Source organism: Nocardioides solisilvae, from assembly GCF_003194625.1.
Taxonomy (GTDB): Bacteria; Actinomycetota; Actinomycetes; order Propionibacteriales; family Nocardioidaceae; genus Nocardioides; species Nocardioides solisilvae.
In genome coordinates this window covers 493437-511356 of record NZ_QHKX01000001.1, presented here as the reverse complement: position 1 = coordinate 511356, position 17920 = coordinate 493437, and the positions used below count along the sequence as shown (strand labels likewise).

At 76.3% G+C, this 17920-nt stretch carries 10 protein-coding genes; 2 read left to right on the top strand and 8 right to left on the bottom strand.

Going from position 1 to position 17920, the window contains the following annotated elements:
* Positions 1–9: 9 nt before the first annotated feature.
* Genes DNK53_RS02375 through DNK53_RS02345 form a run of 7 tightly spaced genes read right to left on the bottom strand, consistent with a single transcriptional unit; the run spans position 10 to position 14021 of the window.
* Positions 10–654 carry a LysE/ArgO family amino acid transporter gene (locus DNK53_RS02375; protein WP_110180685.1) on the bottom strand — a complete coding sequence of 215 codons (645 nt, stop codon included), beginning with the start codon at positions 652–654 and terminating at the stop codon, positions 10–12.
* Positions 655–663: 9 nt separating this feature from the next.
* Positions 664–1878, bottom strand: a complete 1215-nt coding sequence (locus DNK53_RS02370) for a glycosyltransferase (RefSeq protein ID WP_110180684.1) — start codon at positions 1876–1878, stop codon at positions 664–666.
* Positions 1879–1882: 4 nt separating this feature from the next.
* Positions 1883–2710, bottom strand: a complete 828-nt coding sequence (locus DNK53_RS02365) for an alpha/beta fold hydrolase (protein WP_162599720.1) — start codon at positions 2708–2710, stop codon at positions 1883–1885.
* Positions 2711–2714: 4 nt separating this feature from the next.
* Positions 2715–3035 (bottom strand): acyl carrier protein, encoded by a 321-nt coding sequence (locus tag DNK53_RS02360; RefSeq protein ID WP_110180682.1) that lies wholly within the window; start codon positions 3033–3035, stop codon positions 2715–2717.
* Positions 3028–5175 (bottom strand): 4'-phosphopantetheinyl transferase superfamily protein, encoded by a 2148-nt coding sequence (locus tag DNK53_RS02355; protein ID WP_110180681.1) that lies wholly within the window; start codon positions 5173–5175, stop codon positions 3028–3030. Before DNK53_RS02355 ends, DNK53_RS02360 begins: the two co-directional genes overlap by 8 nt.
* A 54-nt stretch (positions 5176–5229) precedes the next feature.
* Positions 5230–6264, bottom strand: a complete 1035-nt coding sequence (locus tag DNK53_RS02350; protein WP_110180680.1) for an acyltransferase domain-containing protein — start codon at positions 6262–6264, stop codon at positions 5230–5232.
* Between the two features lie 17 nt (positions 6265–6281).
* Complete coding sequence (locus DNK53_RS02345) at positions 6282–14021, bottom strand: type I polyketide synthase (RefSeq protein WP_110181359.1); 7740 nt, start codon at positions 14019–14021, stop codon at positions 6282–6284.
* A 297-nt stretch (positions 14022–14318) separates the two neighbouring features.
* On the opposite strand from DNK53_RS02345, the gene DNK53_RS02340 reads away from it, so the two are divergent.
* Positions 14319–15752, top strand: a complete 1434-nt coding sequence (locus DNK53_RS02340) for a wax ester/triacylglycerol synthase family O-acyltransferase (RefSeq protein ID WP_162599719.1) — start codon at positions 14319–14321, stop codon at positions 15750–15752.
* The gene (locus DNK53_RS02335) at positions 15749–17212 is read left to right on the top strand and encodes a wax ester/triacylglycerol synthase family O-acyltransferase (RefSeq protein ID WP_110180678.1); all 1464 of its coding nucleotides are present in this window, start codon (positions 15749–15751) and stop codon (positions 17210–17212) included. The genes DNK53_RS02340 and DNK53_RS02335 overlap by 4 nt, the downstream gene beginning before the upstream one ends.
* Here the strand turns inward: DNK53_RS02335 and DNK53_RS02330 are convergent.
* On the bottom strand, positions 17209–17856 hold the full coding sequence (locus DNK53_RS02330; RefSeq protein WP_110180677.1) for an ACT domain-containing protein: 648 nt from the start codon (positions 17854–17856) through the stop codon (positions 17209–17211). The two genes, DNK53_RS02335 and DNK53_RS02330, sit on opposite strands and share 4 nt — an antisense overlap.
* Positions 17857–17920 lie beyond the last annotated feature (64 nt).

The window sequence follows — 17920 nt, the reverse complement described above, 5'->3', positions numbered from 1 at the left end:
CGGATGATGTCAGAAGTCGAACGCCAGCTTCGCCGCGACGAAGAGCATGGTGGCGGCGATGACGAGCTCGAGGACGAGCCACGCCCGGGGTCGGGCGAGCAGCGGGGCGAGGGCGCGGGCGCCGAAGCCGAGGCCGGAGAACCATGCGACGCTGGCGAGCATCGCGCCGACCCCGAAGGCCCAGCGGCCGTCGACGACGCCGGCGCCGAACCCGTCGACGGGCCCGCTGTGGGTGGCGGCGATCGAACCGACGAGGAGGACGGTGTCGAGGTAGACGTGCGGGTTCAGCCAGGTCAGGGCCACGGCCCTCCCGACGACGGTGCGCCGGGAGTCGGGGGTGGCCCCACCGGTCCGGTCGGCGTGCAACGACTCAGCCCGGAAGGCGCGTCGCAGCGAGTGTGCGGCGTACCAGAGCAGGAAGGCGACGCCCAGCCAGCGGACGACGTCGACCACCCAGCCGGCCCGGTCCACGATCGCCCCGATCCCGCTCACCCCGGCGGCGATGAGCACCGCGTCCGAGACCGCGCAGACCAGGACGACGGCACCGATGTGGTGGCGCAGGATCCCCTGCCGCAGCACGTAGGCGTTCTGCGCGCCGATGGCGACGATCAGGGATCCGCCGGTCAGGAACCCGGCGAGAAGGGTGGCGAGCACCCCCGCACGCTAGTGCGTACCCCCCACGCCGCCGCTCCCGAGGGCGACGAGGGACGACGCGGCCGCCGCGGGCCCGCCCGCGGCGGCGAACGACTTGGAGATCCGGCCGGCGGCGGCCTGCAGCTCCTCGTCGCTCAGCACGGTGGCGATCGCGGTGCGCAGCTCCTCGGCACGCACGCGCGCGAAGCGGACCCGCACCCCCGCACCGGCCTGCACCACCTGGTCGGCCACGACGGGCTGGTCGTCCCGGATCGGGGCGAGCACGAGCGGGAGCCCGGCGGCGAGCGACTCGCAGACGGTGTTGTGGCCGGCGTGAGAGACGACAGCGTCGACCCGGTGCAGCAGGGCCAGCTGGGGGACGTGGCGGCGGACCAGCACGTTGGCCGGGGCGTCGGGCACAAGCTCGGGCGGCGCCACGAAGACGGCCTGCCAGCGCTGGCCCCGGCACGCCTCGGCGGCGACCTGCCAGAAGCGTGCCCCGGCCTCGGCGTTGAGCGTCCCCAGGGAGACCAGCACGGTCGGCACGGAGGGGTCGATCCGGTCCCAGGGGAAGTCGTCGGACTCCGGGCGCCCGGCGATGGCCGGGCCGACGAAGGTCACGGGCGCCTCGACCGCGAGCGGGCCGACGAGCTCGGCGGTCGTGTAGGCGAGCAGCAGGTGCTCGGAGACACGGAGGTCCCCGGCCTCGGCGACGTGGGCGGGGATCCCGTGGGCGAGCTGGAGCTCGACCCGCCTGCGGTGCATCGCCTCCGCGACGAGGGGGAGGCCGGCGAGCGGGTCCACGAGCTCGGCCGACGTGGTCGCCGAGGTGGCCCAGGGCAGCCCGCGGCGTCGTCCGACGACCGCGCCCGCGAGGGCCTGCTGGTCGACCACGAGCACGTCGGCGCCGAAGGCGTCCACCGCGGCGTCGACCCCGTCGACCATGGCGTCGCCCAGCGGCAGCAGCACCTCTTCCTGGAGGAACTTGAAGGCGGCGGCGCCGCGCAGGTCGCTGCGGCGCGCGGCCATCTCGCCGGCGTACCCGGTGACCTCGGGCGGCGTGGCGGGCAGGAAGGTCGCGCCGTCAAGGAGGAGGTGCTCGACCGTGCCGGGCACGCCGGTCCACGCGACCCGGTGGCCGTCGGCGACCAGGCGCGCCGCGACCGGCACGGTCGGGTTGACGTGGCCCGTGAAGGGCGGGACGACGAAGAGGAAGCCGAGCGCGTCGGCGGGAGGTGATGGCACGGGCTCAGGCCCCGGCGGTGGCGACGGCCCGCTGCCGCGCCATCCACTCCAGGGCCCGCTCGCGGACCAGCTCGCTCCGCTCGGTGAGCAGGGAGTGGGTGGTGCCGGGCACGATCTCGAGCTCGCAGCCGGGGATCTGGGTCTCCAGCGCCTCGGCCAGGTGGAGGATGTCGGACTCGCTGCCGTACATCGCCCGCACCGGGCAGGAGATCTGGGGCAGCCAGCCGATCGGCTGCTCCTCCTTGAGGTCCTGGATGAGGGTGGTGTCGGCGAGGAACCGCTCGGCCCGCCGGGCGAGCCGGGACATCTTGCGGTCGGCGTTGTTCTCGATCCACTCCTGCGAGGTGTTCTCGTCGAGGCCGAACGCCGCCAGCGCGAGGCTGCCGGCCATGTGCTCGGCCCAGCCCTCGACGGCGAAGTGCGCCTCGACCAGGAAGAGGCTCGCCACCCGCTCGGGGTGCCGGTTGGCCAGCGCCAGCGCGACGACGGCGCCGAAGCTGTTGCCGAAGAGGTGGACCGGCTCGTCGAGCCCCCAGGCGTCGAGCAGGGCGACGAGGTCGTCGACCTGGCGGTCGACGCCGTACCCGGTCGGCGGCTGGTCGGTGCGGCCGTGACCGCGCAGGTCGTAGAGGTGGACGTCGCAGGTCAGGGCGAGCGGGTGGGCCAGCGTGTAGAACCAGCTGGACAGGTTGTCGATCACCAGGCCGTGCAGCATCACCACGGGCGGGCGTGGCCCAGCAGACGACGCAGCAGACGACGCCGGGGACGACGCGTCGTCGCCACGGATCACCTGGACGTGGAAGCTCAGCCCGTTGGCCTGCACGTGGGGCACGTCCTCAGCCCTCCACGGCGGAGACGACGAAGTCGACGACCTGGCCGACGGTGAGCCCGATGATCTCGTCCAGCTGCATCCCGGCCATCCAGCCGACGAAGTCGACCTGCTCGCCGTAGGTGGCGAGCAGCTGGTCGGCGAGCGCGACGAACTCGATGCTCTCGAGCTGGAGGTCGGCGTCGAACGACGTCTCGTCGGTGAGCGGGCCGTCGAGGAGGAGGTCGTCGCCCACGACGTCGGTGAGGATCCGCTCGAGCTCGGCGCGGACGTCGTCGCGGCTCGGCGCCGCGGCTCCGGTCGCCGTCGCGGTCGGGGCCTCAGCCATGGCGGGGGTCGGGAACTGTCCAGGCAACGATGTACTCCTCACGTGCGGCGGACGCCGGGGCGGCGACCGCGGGGGTCTGGTCTGGGTCCTGCCCGGAGGCGGGGTCGTCGGGACCGCCGACGCCTCCGACGGCCGGGGGCTCGGGGTGGACGAGCGAGCGGGTGGCCACCCACTGGTCGCCGACGCGCAGGTGGTGGAAGTCGACCTCGAGCACCTCGAAGCCCTTGGGCCGGCCCTGCAGGCCGGTGCCCAGCGCCTTCGCGGCCGCCTCCTTGGCCGCCCACCAGCGCGTCAGCTCACGGTCGCGGTCGCCGCCCGAGGTGCGGACGAAGAGCTCGTGCTCGTCGGCCGACAGCGACGCCGCCTCGAAGATCGCCGACCGCTCGGCGACCAGCTCGATGTCGATCCCCACGGGAGTCCCCACCGAGGCGAGGGCGACGCCGAGGCTGCCGGAATGGGCGATCGAGACCTGCAGGTCGAGCCCGGTCGAGGTGGTGACGACGGGCCGCCCCGACTCCTCGTTGCGCAGCTGCACCTCGACGGGGAAGAGCGGCTCGAGGCCGCGCTCCAGCACCTCGCGGCGTACGGCGTCCTTGGCGGCGATGCGGCCCAGGAGCCAGGTCCGCTGGGCACGGGGGTTGCGGCCGGCGTAGTCGGCGCGCTCGGCCACGCCGAGGAAGCGGCGCATCACGATGTCGCGGGAGGGGGAGTCGGGCCAGCCCTCGCGGACCAGCATCCAGCCGCCCGGCTGCGGCTGCGCGAGCAGGTGCGGCTGCGGCTGCTTGAGCACCCGGAAGAGCCGGTCGTCGGACTGGAAGCGCCGGTCCTCCCAGCCCTCGATCCGGCACCAGAGCACCCCGTCGACCAGCAGCTCGAGGTCGGCGCGCACGGCGTCGTCGGTCAGCTCGGTGCAGTGGGCGACGCAGTCCACGAGCGTGCCGGGCGCGGGGTGGGGGCCGTGGTAGGTGATCGAGTCCATCGTGGTGGGCAGGACCATCCGGTCCCGGTCGACGGCGCAGGCGAACCAGTAGCCGAAGAGCTGCCCGGCGTTGTCGAGCAGCGCGCCGGTTGCGGTCTGGCTCTCCAGCGTGCCGCGCACGCCGTCGCCACCGAAGACCTCGATGGAGCGGATGCCCTGGTAGGCGGGGCCGTGGAAGAGGTGGCGACGGGTGTAGACCTCCTCGACCGGGCACGGCATCTCGAGCCGGCCGCGGATGAAGCGGTTCCATGGCGCCGGGGGCTCCGGGTGCCGGGCCGCGAGGTGGACGACCGCGCGGGCGTGCCCGTCGACGCTGGTCCGCACGACCGTCGTGCCCTCGGGCGCCTGCTCGGTCGCGACCGGGTCGACGGCGGCCCGGACGGTCACCTCGACCGGCGGGTCGACCGCCAGCCACTTGAAGGCGCGGACCGACTCCACCCGGACCGTCACCGCCCCGGGCACCAGCGCCTCGGCCTCCTCGACGAGCAGCTGGACGATGCCCGTCATCGGGACGAGCGGGAAGGTGTCCTCGGTGTCCGGCCAGCCGTCGGGCTGCTGGAAGAACGCGTGGTCGAGCCACCACGGCTGCTCCTCGACGGAGAGGCGGAGCGAGCGGTGCCGGCTCGGCGGCGCGCCGGGGGTGCCGGGGATGCCGGGGGTGCCGGGGGTGCCGCCGTTTCCACCCGTCGCCCCGGTGGTTTCGGTCGCCGTCGCCGCGGCCGCGGGGACGGGGGCGGGAGTGGTCTCGGGCGTGGGTGCAGGCGTCGGTACGGCGGCCGCCGGCGGCGGGCTCGTGGGCGCGGCGTGGGCGCTGGCTGCGCGGCGGACGCGACGGCGTACCGGCGACGCGGCCGCGGCCAGGACGACGCGGGCCGCCTCGGCGGTCTCGTCGAGGAGGGCCTGGTACTCCGCGAGCAGGGCCGCGGGGACCACGGGGACCGCGGGGGCGGCGACGGGCTCCTCGGCGACGGGCTCCGCGGCGACCGGCTCTGCGACGACCGGCTCTGCGACGACCGGCTCCGCGACGACCGGCTCCGCGACGACCGGCTCGTCGAGGACGGAGAGGTCGACCTCGGCGCCGGTGCTCCAGAGCGCGGCGGCGACCCGGCGCAGCTGCGCGAGGCCGGAGACCTTCGCGCTGGCGGCGGCGACGGTCAGCACGTCCTCGCCGCGCAGGGTGTCGTCGACGAAGCCGAGCAGGCTGCCGGTGCCGACCTAGACGAAGACCCGCACCCCCTCCTCGTGGAGGCGGCGGGTGAGCCGCCGGAACCGCACGGGCTCGACGAGGTGGCGCAGCGAGAGGGCGGTGATCCCCTCGGCGTCGTCGGGGTAGGTGTCGCAGGTGGTCGCCGACCACAGCGGCACCTGCGCCGGGAGCAGCGGCAGGTCGCTGAACCGGGACCACATCGCGTCGACCAGCGGGGCGAAGAGCGGCGAGTGGAAGCCCGACCGGAACGGCAGCTCCTGCGCGAGCACCTTGCGGGCGACGGCCCGTTCGCGCACCTGCTCGACCACTCCCGCGGGCGCGCAGGCGATCGACTGGTGGGGGCAGTTGTCGTGGGAGACGTGGGCGTCGGGGAGCCCGGCCACCAGCTCCTCGGCCACCTCGACGCCGCAGCCCAGCGCGAGGAAGACCACGTCGGAGACCTGGATCTCCCCGGGGCGCAGGCTGGCCAGCAGCCCGTCGAGGGAGGCGTCGGGGACCATCCCCGAGACGACCTGGCCGGTCCACTCGCCGAGGCTGTGGCCGGCGATCGCGTCGGGCCGCACCCGCAGCCGCTCGAGCGCGCCGGCCAGCAGGCGCCCGACGGCGATGATGCCGCGGCCCTGGTCCTGGAGGGAGAGGCCGTCCTGCAGCCCCTCCCAGGCGAGGCCGAAGTGGCCGGCCACGTCGTCGACCCGGGGGGCGAACTCCGGCTCCACGCCGGGGAAGAGGAAGGCGACCCGGCCCCCGGAGGAGACCAGCCCGTCGGGGTCGAACCAGACGTCGTTGCGCCCGCGGAACGCCGTGCCCCGGGCCAGCACCTTGCCGGCGAGGGCGAGGCGGCGGGCGTCGGGCGCGACGATCGCGAGCCGGGCGGGGCCGCCCTCGGGGACGGGCCGCCCGACGCGCTCCTCGGGCGGGAGCGCGGCGACCTGCTCGAGCTGGGCCGCGAGGTCGGCAGCGTCGCGCCCCGCGAGGAGCAGCAGCTCCTCGCGGTCCCCGCCCCCGCGGCTCCCCTCGTCGGTCCGACCCGTGGCCCCGTTCATCGCCGGTGCGTCACCGCTCAGTCGTGGCCCGCGGTGCCGGGCGTCCGCGAGTCCTGGAGCTGGAGGGCCTGGGCGAGTGCTGAGCGGTCCAGCTCGGGCGCGAACGCCTGGGGGTCGCCGCACATCACGACGAGCTGCGCGGGACCCTCCTCGGCGGCCACCTGCTGGAGCAGCGCCCGGACGCCGTCGGCGGGGTCGAGGAGGCCGATGCCGCGGCGGGCGTACTCGCGCGTCAGCTCGGGCGAGACCATCCCGCCGCCGGCCCACGGGCCCCAGTCGAGGCTGAGCACCCGGCAGCCCTGACGACCGTCGTGGGCGCGGGCGAGGGTGTCGAGGGCGTCGTTGGCGGCGGCGTAGTCGACCTGGCCCCGGTTGCCGAAGACGCCGCTCACGCTGCCGAAGAGGACCACGAAGCGCATCCCCAGGTGGAGCCGCGACAGGATCGCCTCGGCGCCGTCGACCTTGGTGCCGAAGACCCGGTCGAAGCTCTCGTCGGTCTTGTCGCGGGCGAGCCGGTCCTCCAGGACGCCTGCCCCGTGGACGACCCCGTCGACGCGGCCGTGGCGGGCGTGCAGGTCGTCGAGGAGCAGGCCGAAGCGGGCCGAGCGGACGTCGAGCGCGACGTACTCCACCTCGGAGCCCAGCGCACGCAACGAGGAGATCGTCGCCCGCATCTCCCGGGCGGCGAGGATGCGCGAGCAGGCGGCCTCGACCTCGGCGGGGGTGCGCAGCTCGCCGGTGGCGAGCAGGGTGCGGCGCAGCGCCCGGGCGTCGGGGGCGGACGCGGTGCGCGGGTCCTCCTCGGCCTCGGGGAGCGGCGAGCGGCCGACCAGGACGAGCCGGCAGGCCGACCGGCGCGCGAACGCCTCCGCCACCCGCGCGGTGATCCCGCGGGCGCCGCCGGTGACCACGACGACCGAGTCGGCGTCGAGCGGGAGCGCCGGCTCCTGCGCGGCGAGGGTCCGGGCCGGTCCGACCGTGCGGCTGGCCCTGTGGCCGCCCACCCACGAGAGGGAGGTGGGGGCGTCCAGGTCGAGCAGCTCGTCGACCAGCGTCGCGGCGAGGGGTGCGAGGTCCTCGTCGCGCAGGTCGGCGGCGGCGACCTCGACCGACCGGAGGAGCACGTCGGTGCGCTCCCGGGCCAGGGACCGGAGCAGGCCGGCGACCCCGGTGGGCGCACCGTCCGCGTGCAGCGCGACCCCGACGGCCAGGACCCGGCGGGCCCGCCCGGCGAGCGCGGGCCGGAGCCCGGCGAAGACGCGGCGGGCGTCGACGGTCGGGTCGTCACCGGTGGCGCTCAGGTCGACCAGGACGTCGGCGGTGCGGAGCCCGGTCGTGTCGAGGGCGGAGGTGTCGAGCGGTACGCCGTCCCGGCCGGCGACGCGGACCTCGGCGGCGCCGGCGGTGCGCAGCGCCTCCTCGACCGCGGCGGTGAGGCCCGGGTGCCCGGCGTGCAGGACCACGTGGGACCCCGAGAGGTCGCCGAACGGGACCGTCGGCCCCAGCGGCTCGCTGCGGACCTCGAAGAGGTGGGTCGTCGTCGGCGCGACCGGCTCCTCGGCGTGCTGGGCCTCGTGCTGCTCCTGCGACTCGGGTGTCGCGGGGGCCTCCGCGACGGGCGCCCCGACGAGTGTCTCGGCGGGCGCCTCGGCGACCACCGGTGCGACCACGGGGCTGGTCACAGGTGCCGCCGCGGGGGCGAGCGCCTCGGCGGGGCCGGCCTGCTGCGCCTCGATCCAGCCGACGAGGGCGCGCAGCGTCTTGTGCCTGGCGAGCTCCTCGACGACCGACTCGTCGAGGGCGTCCGCGCCGCCGGCGCTGCCCGCAGCCCCGGCACCGCCGGCGACGCCGCCGAGGCCGACGCGCTCGGCGAGCTCACCGACGATCTCGATCCGCTTGATGGAGTCGATGCTGAGATCGGCCTCGAGGTCGAGGTCGGGGTCGAGCATCTCGACCGGGTAGCCGGTGCGGTCGCTCACGACCCCCTGGACGGCGGCCAGCAGCGCGGCGCCGGAGAGCGCGGGGGAGGCCGCGGCCGCCGCGGCCGGGGCCGGAGACTCCGCCGCCGGGGCCGGGGCCGGGGCCGCGGCCGGGGCCTCGACCGGCGCCGCGGCGGGCGTGGCGCCCTGCTGGGCCTCGATCCAGCCGACGAGGGCGCTAAGGGTCTTGTGCCTGGCGAGCTCCTCGACGACCGACTCGTCGAGGGCGTCCGCGCCGCCGGCGCTGCCCGCACCCCCGGCACCGCCGGCGACGCCGCCGAGGCCGACGCGCTCGGCGAGCTCGCCGACGATCTCGATCCGCTTGATGGAGTCGATGCTGAGGTCGGCCTCGAGGTCGAGGTCGGGGTCGAGCATGTCGACGGGGTAGCCGGTGCGGTCGCTCACCACGCCCTGGACGGCGGCGAGCAGCTCGGCGGTGGTCCGGCCGGCTCGAGCAGACGGGGCGTCGGCAGTGGCAGCAGCGGGCGCCGCGACCGCCGGCGCGACGGCCGCGACGGCCGGTGCGGACGGGGCCGGGGCTGCAGAAGCCCCGGGCGGGGACGCCGCGGTGGCGGCGGCAGACGCCACGGCCGGGGCGGCACCCGCGAGCGGGGGCAGGGCGGGGAGCCCCGGCGTACCGGCGGGCGCCTCGGCGCCCAGGTAGCGCAGCATCACCTCCCGCTGGCCGGCGACCACCTCGCGGAGGCCGCGCAGGTACTCCTGCACCACGGCGGAGACGGCGTCGTCGGGGGCCGGCAGCGCGCCGGTGGCGAGGTCAGCGGTCACGGGGGCTCCCTGGGGGTGCGCGGCGTGGCCGGGCGCGACGGACTGGGCGACGGACTGGACGGGTGCGGCAGGCGCGGGCACCGACAGGGCCGGCATCGTCGTGGCGGGCTGGAAGCTCCCGCGCACCGGCGTGCCGTCGGCGCCCCGGACGAAGGCGCCGTCGACGGTCCAGGCGGGGGCGCGCAGCGGCAGGCCGGGCAGGTCCAGCACCTCGGCGCGGCCCTCGAAGAGGGCGGTCGGATCCACGGGGACACCGAGCGCGGCGAGCTGGCCGACGGCGGCGAGGAAACGGCGCAGGCCGGGCTCGCCGGAGGCGTCGGTGGCGACCATCGCGTGCGGCCGGTCGCCGAGGATCTTGCCGACCTGCTGGGTCAGCACCCGGCCGGGGCCCGCCTCCACGAACACGCGGACGCCGGCGGCGTACATCGACTCGACCTGCTCGACGAAGCGGACGCCGGCGGTCACCTGGTCGGCGAGGAGGCGGCGTACGGCGTCGGGGTCGCCCTCGGGGTAGGGCTGGGCCGTGACGTTGGACCAGACCGGGAACCGCGGCGCGGCGACCGGCAGCTCGGCGAGCCGGTTCGCGAGCAGCTGGCCCGCCTCGGCGACCAGGGGGGAGTGGAAGGCGCAGGCGACGGGGATGACGGTGGCCTTGACCCCGTCGGCGTGCAGGGCGGCGACCGCCTCGTGCACCGCGTCGGTGGGTCCGGAGACCACCACCTGCCGGGGGCCGTTGTGGTTGGCGACGACCAGGGAGGGCCACGCCTCGAGCCGGACGGTGACCTCCTCGACCGGCAGGGCGACCGCGGCCATCGTGCCCGGGTCGCCGCCCGAGCGCTCGACGGACTCGAGGATGGCGCCGCCGCGGGCGGCGCTCAGCTCGAGCAGGGTGGCGTCGTCCAGGGAGCCGGCCGCCGCGAGGGCCGCGAGCTCGCCGTAGCTGTGGCCGCCGGCCACGTCGGGGCGGACGCCGAGCCGCCCGAGCAGGCGGGTCACGGCGAGGGCGGCGATGCCGAGCGTCGGCTGCGCGACGTCGGTCGCGGTGATCGCGGCCTGCTGGGCGGCGCGCTGCTCGCGGCTGAAGGGGGTCGGCGGGAAGAGCGTGTCGCGCCAGCGGGAGCCGAGGCGCAGCAGGTCGTCGAGGCCGCCGAAGGTGACGAAGAGGTCCTGCAGCATCCCGGGCCGCTGGCTGCCCTGCCCGGGGTAGAGGAAGCCGACCTTCGGGGCCGCGGCACCCTCGCCGAGGGCCGCGGCCTCGGCCGCGGCGACGAAGACCCCGTGGCGGGCGTCGCTGCCGCCGGCCACGCGGCCGAGCTGGGTGGCGAGCTCCTCGAGGCTGTCGGCGACCAACGCCACCTGGACCGGTCCGCGGCCGCTGCGGGCGACGGTCGCGGCGAGGTCGCGCAGGCGGTGCCGCTGGCCGGTCGGGTCGCTGGCCAGGATCGCGGCGACCTTCTCGGCGAGCTCGGAGGCGGCGCGGGCGCCGGCCTCGGCGTCGGGCCCGCGGAGCAGGAAGAGCTCGCTGGGCCAGTGGTCGGCGCCGTACGCCGGGCGGTCGCCGCCGTCGTACGACGACACGAGGGCGTGGAAGTTGGTGCCGCCGAAGCCGAAGGCGCTCACCCCGGCCCGGCGGGTCTCGTCGGCCCACGGCACGGGCCGGTCGTGGAACCGGAAGGGGCTGGCCTCGCGGTCGTAGTAGGGGTTGGGCTCGACCATCCCGGCCGTCGGCGGCAGGACGCCGTGGTGGACGGCCTTGACCACCTTGATCAGGCCGGCGAGGCCGGCGGCGCACTTGGTGTGCCCGATCTGCGACTTCACCGAGCCCAGGACGGCCGACCCGGGCTCGACGCCCGCCTCGGCGAAGAGCTCGGTGAGGGTCGCCATCTCGGTGCGGTCGCCGACGACCGTGCCGGTGCCGTGGGCCTCGACGAGGCCGACCTCGGCGGCGCTGCGGCCGGCCAGGGTGAGGGCCCGGACGACGGCCCGCTGCTGCCCCTCCTTGCGGGGGGCGGTGAGGCCGAGGTGGCGGCCGTCGCTGGAGCCGGCGACCGCGTCGATCACGGCGTAGATCCGGTCGCCGTCGCGCTCGGCGTCGACCCGGCGCTTGAGGACGACGCAGGCGATCCCCTCGCCGAGCGCGATGCCGTCGGCGCTCGCGTCGAAGGTGCGGCAGCGGCCGGTCGGCGAGAGCGCCTTGACCGAGGAGAACATGAGGTAGTCGTTGAGGCCGTTGTGCAGGTCGGCGCCGCCCGCCAGGACGAGGTCGGACTGCCCGGTGCGCAGCTCCTTGCAGGCCGCGTCGAGGGCGGCCAGGGAGGAGCCGCAGGCGGCGTCGACGGTGAAGTTGACGCCACCGAGGTCGAGCCGGTTGGCGATCCGCCCGGCGATCACGTTGGCCAGGACGCCGGGGAACGAGTCCTCGGTGATCGTGGGCAGCCACTCGTCCAGGTCGCCCGGCACCTCGCCGAGCAGCTGCGGCAGGAACGAGCGGACGCCGTACGCGCTCCCGAGCTCGTTGCCCGACTCGGCGCCGAAGACCACCGACGCGCGCTCGCGGTCGAAGTGCCGCGACGCGTAGCCGGCGTCGGCCAGCGCGCGGCGGGCGACCTCGAGGCTGAGCAGCTGGACCGGCTCGATCGCGGCCAGCGAGGCCGGGGGGATGCCGTAGGCGAGCGGGTCGAAGCCGATCCGGTCGAGGAAGCCGCCCCACTTCGACGGGGTGAGCCGCCCGGCCTTCTTGGTGTAGGCGTCGGCGTCGTGGAAGAGCGCGGGGTCCCAGCGGTCGGCGGGCACCTCGGTGACCTCGCTGCGGCCCGAGAGCACGGTCGCCCAGAACTCGTCGGCGCTGGTGGAGCCGGGGAAGAACGACTCCATCCCGATCACGGCGATGTCGAAGGGGTCGGCGTCGGGCTCGGAGACGTCGTACCGGTCGCCGGCCTCGGCGCGGGAGCCGGCCGGCCCCTCGGTCGCCAGCGCGGCGCTGCCGAGGCTGACCTCGGCGTGCAGGGCGGCGACGGTGGTGACCTCGTCGCGCAGGGTGGCGACCTCGCCGATCATGTACATCCCCTGGGCGCGCTGCCGGTCGGGGTCGACGGGCTCGAGGCCGTCGGCGCCGCGGACCAGCCCCTTGGAGGCGATCCGCAGCCGGCCGAGGTTGAGCTCCTCGAGCTCGGCCCAGCGGGCGCTGGCCTCGGCGCCGGCCTCCTCCAGGTCGGCCTTGCGGCGGGCGAAGGCGCGCACGAAGTCGGTCTCGACGCAGCGGGTGGCGTGCCCGGGCGCGGTCTCCAGGAGCACGGTGGTGTCGGCCTCGACCGCCACCTCCTGGAAGGCCGGCTGGATCGCGCCGGCGTCGACCGCCTCGGTGGTGAAGAGGTACGCCGTCCCCATGAGGACGCCGACCTGCGCGCCGCGGGCGGCCAGCGGGGCGAGCACCGCGGCGGTCATCGCGGCGGAGCGGGCGTCGTGGACGCCGCCGGCGAGCAGCACCCGCACGTCGCTCACGTCGTCGAGCGCCATGAGCCGCTCGACCTGGGCGTCCCAGAGGGCGAGGCTCGACCGCGGGCCGACGTGGCCGCCGCACTCGCGGCCCTCGAAGACGAAGGAGCGGGCGCCGTCCTTGAGGAAGCGGGCCAGCAGGCCGGGGGAGGGGACGTGCAGGTAGGTCGCGATGCCCGCGTCCTCGAGCGGGGCGGCCTGCGAGGGCCGGCCGCCGGCGATCAGCGCCACCGGGGGTGCGACCTCGTGGATCACCTCGAGCTGCTCGGCGCGCAGCTCGGCGGGGGCGAAGCCGAGGACGCCGACCCCCCACGGCCGGTCGCCCAGCAGCTCGGCGGTCTCGGTGAGCAGGGCGCGCACCTCGTGGGCGGGCAGCAGCGCCAGCGCCAGGAACGGGAGCCCGCCGCCCTCGGCGACGGCGGCGGCGAAGGCGGCCCGGTCGCTCACCCGGGTCATCGGGCCCTGGGCGATCGGGTAGCGGGTGCCGTGGGCGGCGGCGATGCCCGCGCCCGGCGCCAGCGGCGGGGCCTCCGCGGCGGCCGCGAGGTGCTCGGCGACCGCGGCGCGGACGGCCTGGACGACGCCGCCGACGGTGACGAACCGCTGCGCCAGGTCGGCGGCCGCGCCGCTGTCCTGGCCGAAGGGGACCAGCTGGCGGTGCAGGTCGGGGCCGAGCATCGCGCGGACCGCCGCCGGGTCGCCCTGCTCCTCGAGCGAGGCGGCCGGCAGGTCGGGGCGGGTGAAGAACCGGACGCCGCCGACCACGCGGGTCTCGGAGCCGTCCATCGCGGCGAGGGCCTGCCGGGCGGCGGGACCCAGCGCGGACTCGCGGAGCAGGCCGAGCTGGGTGTCGAGCACGACGCCCGCGCCGCCGCCCGCCACGACCGCGGGCGCGGTGCGCAGGCCGATGCCACCACGCAGCCAGACCGGCACGCCGAGGTCGACGACCTGCTGGAAGAGGATGAACGCCTCGGTGGGGCCGACCACGCCGCCGGCCTCGCGGCCCGAGGCCAGGAGCCCGTCGAAGCCGGCCTCGACGGCGGCCCGGGCCTCCTCGCGGCTGGTCACCTGGGCGACCAGGGTGCGGCCCTCGGCGGCCCAGTCGGCGACGAGGGCGGCCAGGGTGGCCGGGTCGGTGCTGGTGCCGGTGACGGTGAGCGGGCCCGTGAGCGGCAGCACGACGACGGGGAAGAGCGGGGCGCCCGCGTCGGCGTCCGGACCGCCGGCCGGGCCGGTGACGGTGCCGGTGACGGCGGCCGGCGTCACCGAGGCGCCGGGCCGCAGCCAGCACGACGTCGTACGCCGTCGGCGCAGGTCGGCGACCGCGGTCGCCAGCGCTGCGTCGTCGGCGACGTCGAGGAGGCCGATGCCCCCGGCCCGGTGCGCGGCAGCCACCAGGCCAGGGTTCGGCTCACCACACGGGTCGGCGGCGACGACCAGCCCGTCCCCCGGCAGCTGCCCTCCCGGCAGCGTCGTCCCGGGTCGGGTCTGGCTCATCGCACCGTGCATCGCATGGCTCCCTCCGACGACCGTGACCTCCGCCCTCCGCGGATCGAGTCTGGGAACCTCCCTTTGTTACCAGACGGTCACATTCGGTGAGGGGCCACTGTAAGTCGAAACCTACGCATGCGTAACCCCTATGACCCAGGTCACCTTTTCTTTACCGGGAACCTTCTGGACCAGTCCACCGCTCGTTCTGGTCCCGGTGACGGCGGTCACGAACTCGTGGCATGCTCGCGCCTCGTCCGAGGGGTCGGGCGACGGCTGGGACCAGAGGCGGGCGAGAGGTGGGGCATGCATCGGCTGGCGGGAAGTGACACCGGTTTCCTCGTGATCGAGGGGCCGAGCCAGACGTCCACGTGCGTCGACGTGGTGCTCCTCGAGCCCGGCCCCGAGGGGCCGCTGGACCCGGCCGCCCTCCGCGAGCGGGTCGCCGCGCGGCTGCCCGCCGTGCCCGCGCTGCGCCGCCGGCTGCGGGAGGTGCCGCTCCGGGTGGGCCACGGGGTCTGGGTCGACGACCCGCGGTTCGACCTCGACCACCACCTCGCCCACGTCGTGCTGCCGGAGCCCGGCGGCGAGCGCGAGCTGCGCGCCCACCTCGCCGACGTGCTGCCCCGGCTGCTGGACCGGGGCCGCCCGATGTGGCGGCTCACCCTCGTCGACGGGCTGGCCGGCGGCCGGCAGGCCCTGGTGCTGGAGTTCCACCACACCCTGGCCGACGGTGCCGGGCTGGTGGAGACGATCCGCCGCCTGCTGGACGACGGTGCCGACGGCACGCCGCCCGCGCCGGGCTCCGAGCCCGCGGCGGTGCCCGCCCGGGACCCCGGCGCCCTGCCCCTGCTGCTGCTCACCGTGGGCCGGATGCTGCGCGCATGGCTGGGCGCGCCGCCCCTGCTGGTCCGGACCGTGCGCCGCTTCCGGGCCGTGGAGCGCCGGCGGGCGACGGCCGAGGTGCGGGTGCCCGGCTCGCTGCGCGACGCCCCCCGCTGCGTGCTCAACCGCTCCGCCGACGCGGCCCGCGACTTCGCCCGCGCCCGGCTCGAGATGGCCGACGTCCGGGCGGTCCGCACCGCGGCCGGCACGACGGTGAGCGACGTGGTCCTCGCGGTGGTGACCGGTGCGCTGCGCTCCTACCTGGAGGACCGCGAGGAGCTGCCGGTCGACCCCCTGGTGGCCAACGTGCCGGTCGGCAACGACCCGCCGGGCGCCGGGCCCCGGACGACGGGCAACTACTTCTCCAACTACTTCGCGCTGCTCCCCACCGACGAGGCCGACCCGCGGGCGCGCCTGGCCCGGGTCGCCGCCGCCACGGCGGAGGCCAAGCACCAGCTGGAGCTGCAGGGCAAGGAGACCGTCCCGGCGTGGATCGACCTGGTCCCGCCGCTGGTCGCCGGCCGCGTCGCCGCGCGGATGGCCGCGCGCCAGCGGGCCGAGGCCGTCGACCCCGACTGCAACGTGCTGATCTCCAACATGCGGGTGGCGGGCCGGGGGTGGACCGTGCTCGGTCGGCCGGTCGGCGACTTCTTCATGTCGGGTCCCGTCGCCGACGGGGCGGGGCTCAACGTCACCGTCACCGGCTACCGCGACCACCTCACCCTCGCGCTGGTGGTCAACCCCGCCGCCGTCGACCGGCCCGACGAGCTGGCCGCCCGGCTCGAGGAGGCCATGGCCGAGCTGGTCGAGGCCCACGCCCACCCCGAGCCCGCCGGGGCGGGGGTGGTCGCGTGATCCGCCGGCTCAACGGGGAGGACGCCGGCTTCCTCCACATGGAGCGCGCCGAGCAGCCGATGAACTCGATGGCCGTCGGCGTGCTCGAGCCGGCGCCCGACGGCGTCGCGCTGACCCTCGACGACGTACGCCGCCACTTGGCCTCGCGCCTCGACGACCTGCCGTCCTTCCGCTGGCGGATCCTCCCGGTGCCGGGCCGGCTGCACCACCCGGTCGCCGTCCCCGACCCCGACTTCGACCTCGACCGGCACCTGCGCCACGTCGTCCTCGACGACGCCGGCGGGGCCACCGACGCCGACCTCGAGGCCTTCTTCGCCCGGGTGGCCGAGGAGCACCTCGACCGCGACCAGCCGCTGTGGCAGGTCGTCCTGGTCGACGGGCTCGAGGGGGGCCGCCAGGCGCTGGTCGCGAAGTACCACCACTGCCTCGCCGACGGGGTCGCCGCGATCCACAACTTCTCCCGCATCTTCAGCGACGCCGAGCTGCCGCCGCTGCCGGTCCCGGTGCCCTGGGCGCCGACCCGGCTGCCGTCGGGCGGGCGGCTCGTCGCGGGCGCCCTGCTCGACCACCTCCGGGCGCTGCCCCGGCTGCCCGGGCTGGTGGGGCGGACGGTCCGCGGGGTGCGCGCGGCCCGCGCCCGGCGGCGTACCGCCGACGTGCAGGTCCCCGGCTTCGACGCGCAGGCGCCGTGGACCCCCCTCAACGACGCGGGCACCCTGCCGCGGCGCTACGTGCGCGCCGAGCTGTCCCTCGCCGCCGCCAAGCGGGTCAAGGAGGTCTCGGGGGGCACCCTGAACGACGTCGTCCTGGCCGTCGTGGCCGGCGCGCTGTGCCGCTACCTGCCGCCCCGCGGGGGCCTGCCGGAGCGGCCGCTGCTCACCACCGTGCCGGTGACCAGCGAGGACACCACGGCGCCGACCCGGCAGTGGGGCAACCACTTCTGGAGCTTCACCACCTCGCTGGCCACCGACGTGGCCGACCCGTGGGAGCGGCTCGCCGTGATCGGCGCCTGCGCCCGGGAGGGCAAGCGACGCCTCGAGGCGCTCGGCGTGGGGCTGGTGCCCGACTGGCTCGACGTCCTGCCGCCGCTCGTCGTCGAGCCCGGGGCCCGGGCGATGTTCGAGCGGGGTCGCACCGCCCGGGACGCCGCGGCGCAGGCCGACGACGGCGACCCGCCGGGCGTCGACGCGAGCATCCTCGTCTCCAACGTCCGCGGGCCGGCCGCCCCGTGGTCGCTGCGCGGCCGCACCGTCGTCGACCTGCACGTCGACGGCCCGCCCAGCAACGGGGTCGGCGTCAACGTGATGGTCTGGAGCTACGGCGACCGGCTGCTCCTGGGCTGTCTCGCCTTCGCCGACGCGCTCGACGACCCCGAGGCGTTCCGCCGGGCCCTCGGCGAGAGCTTCGCCGAGCTGCAGCAGCTCGCCGAGGCACGGGCCGCGGAGGCGATGGCGGGCTAGGCCTTCGGGTCGCCCAAAGCCTGGGCGGCCTGGGCCGCCTGCGTGATCGAGGTGGCGAGGTTGACGAGGTGGCCGATCCGGGCGAGCTCGGAGTCGAGGAACTCGGGACCGCCGCGCCGGCCGACCACGTAGAGCTCGGCGCCGACGGGCACGCCGCACAGGACCAGGTTGTCGTCGGCGGCCTCGAGGCGGGCGGGGTGGTCGAGGTCGGCCCAGTCGACCTGGTCGGGGGCCGCCTCGGTGCGGTCGACGATGACGGGACCGTCAGGGGTCTGGCGCAGGCGCACGCCCCAGTCGACCCGGAAGGAGACGGGCATCAGGCCGAGGAGCCGGTGGTGTGCCTCCTCGGGGTGGGCGGTGATCTCCTCGACGACCTCGAGGTCGAGGAAGAGGTTGCCGCCGGCGGCGTACCGGTTGATCCAGACCACCCGGACCCCGTCGAGCTGGCTGCAGGCCGAGACGATCGAGTCGGGCATCGTCCCGGGGGCGATCTCGAGGAGCACGTCGTCGACCGCGGTGCCCTCGGCCGTCTTCTCGACGATCTCGATCGCCTCGATGTCGCCGCCGGCCTCACCGATCGCCGTGGCCACCCGCCCCAGGGATCCGGGGACGTCGGGCAGCTCCACGCGCAGCAGGTATGGCATCGGTCGGGCTCCAGGCAGGTCGGACGGCCGGTCACCGGGAGGTCACCGGGATCACCGCGCCGAT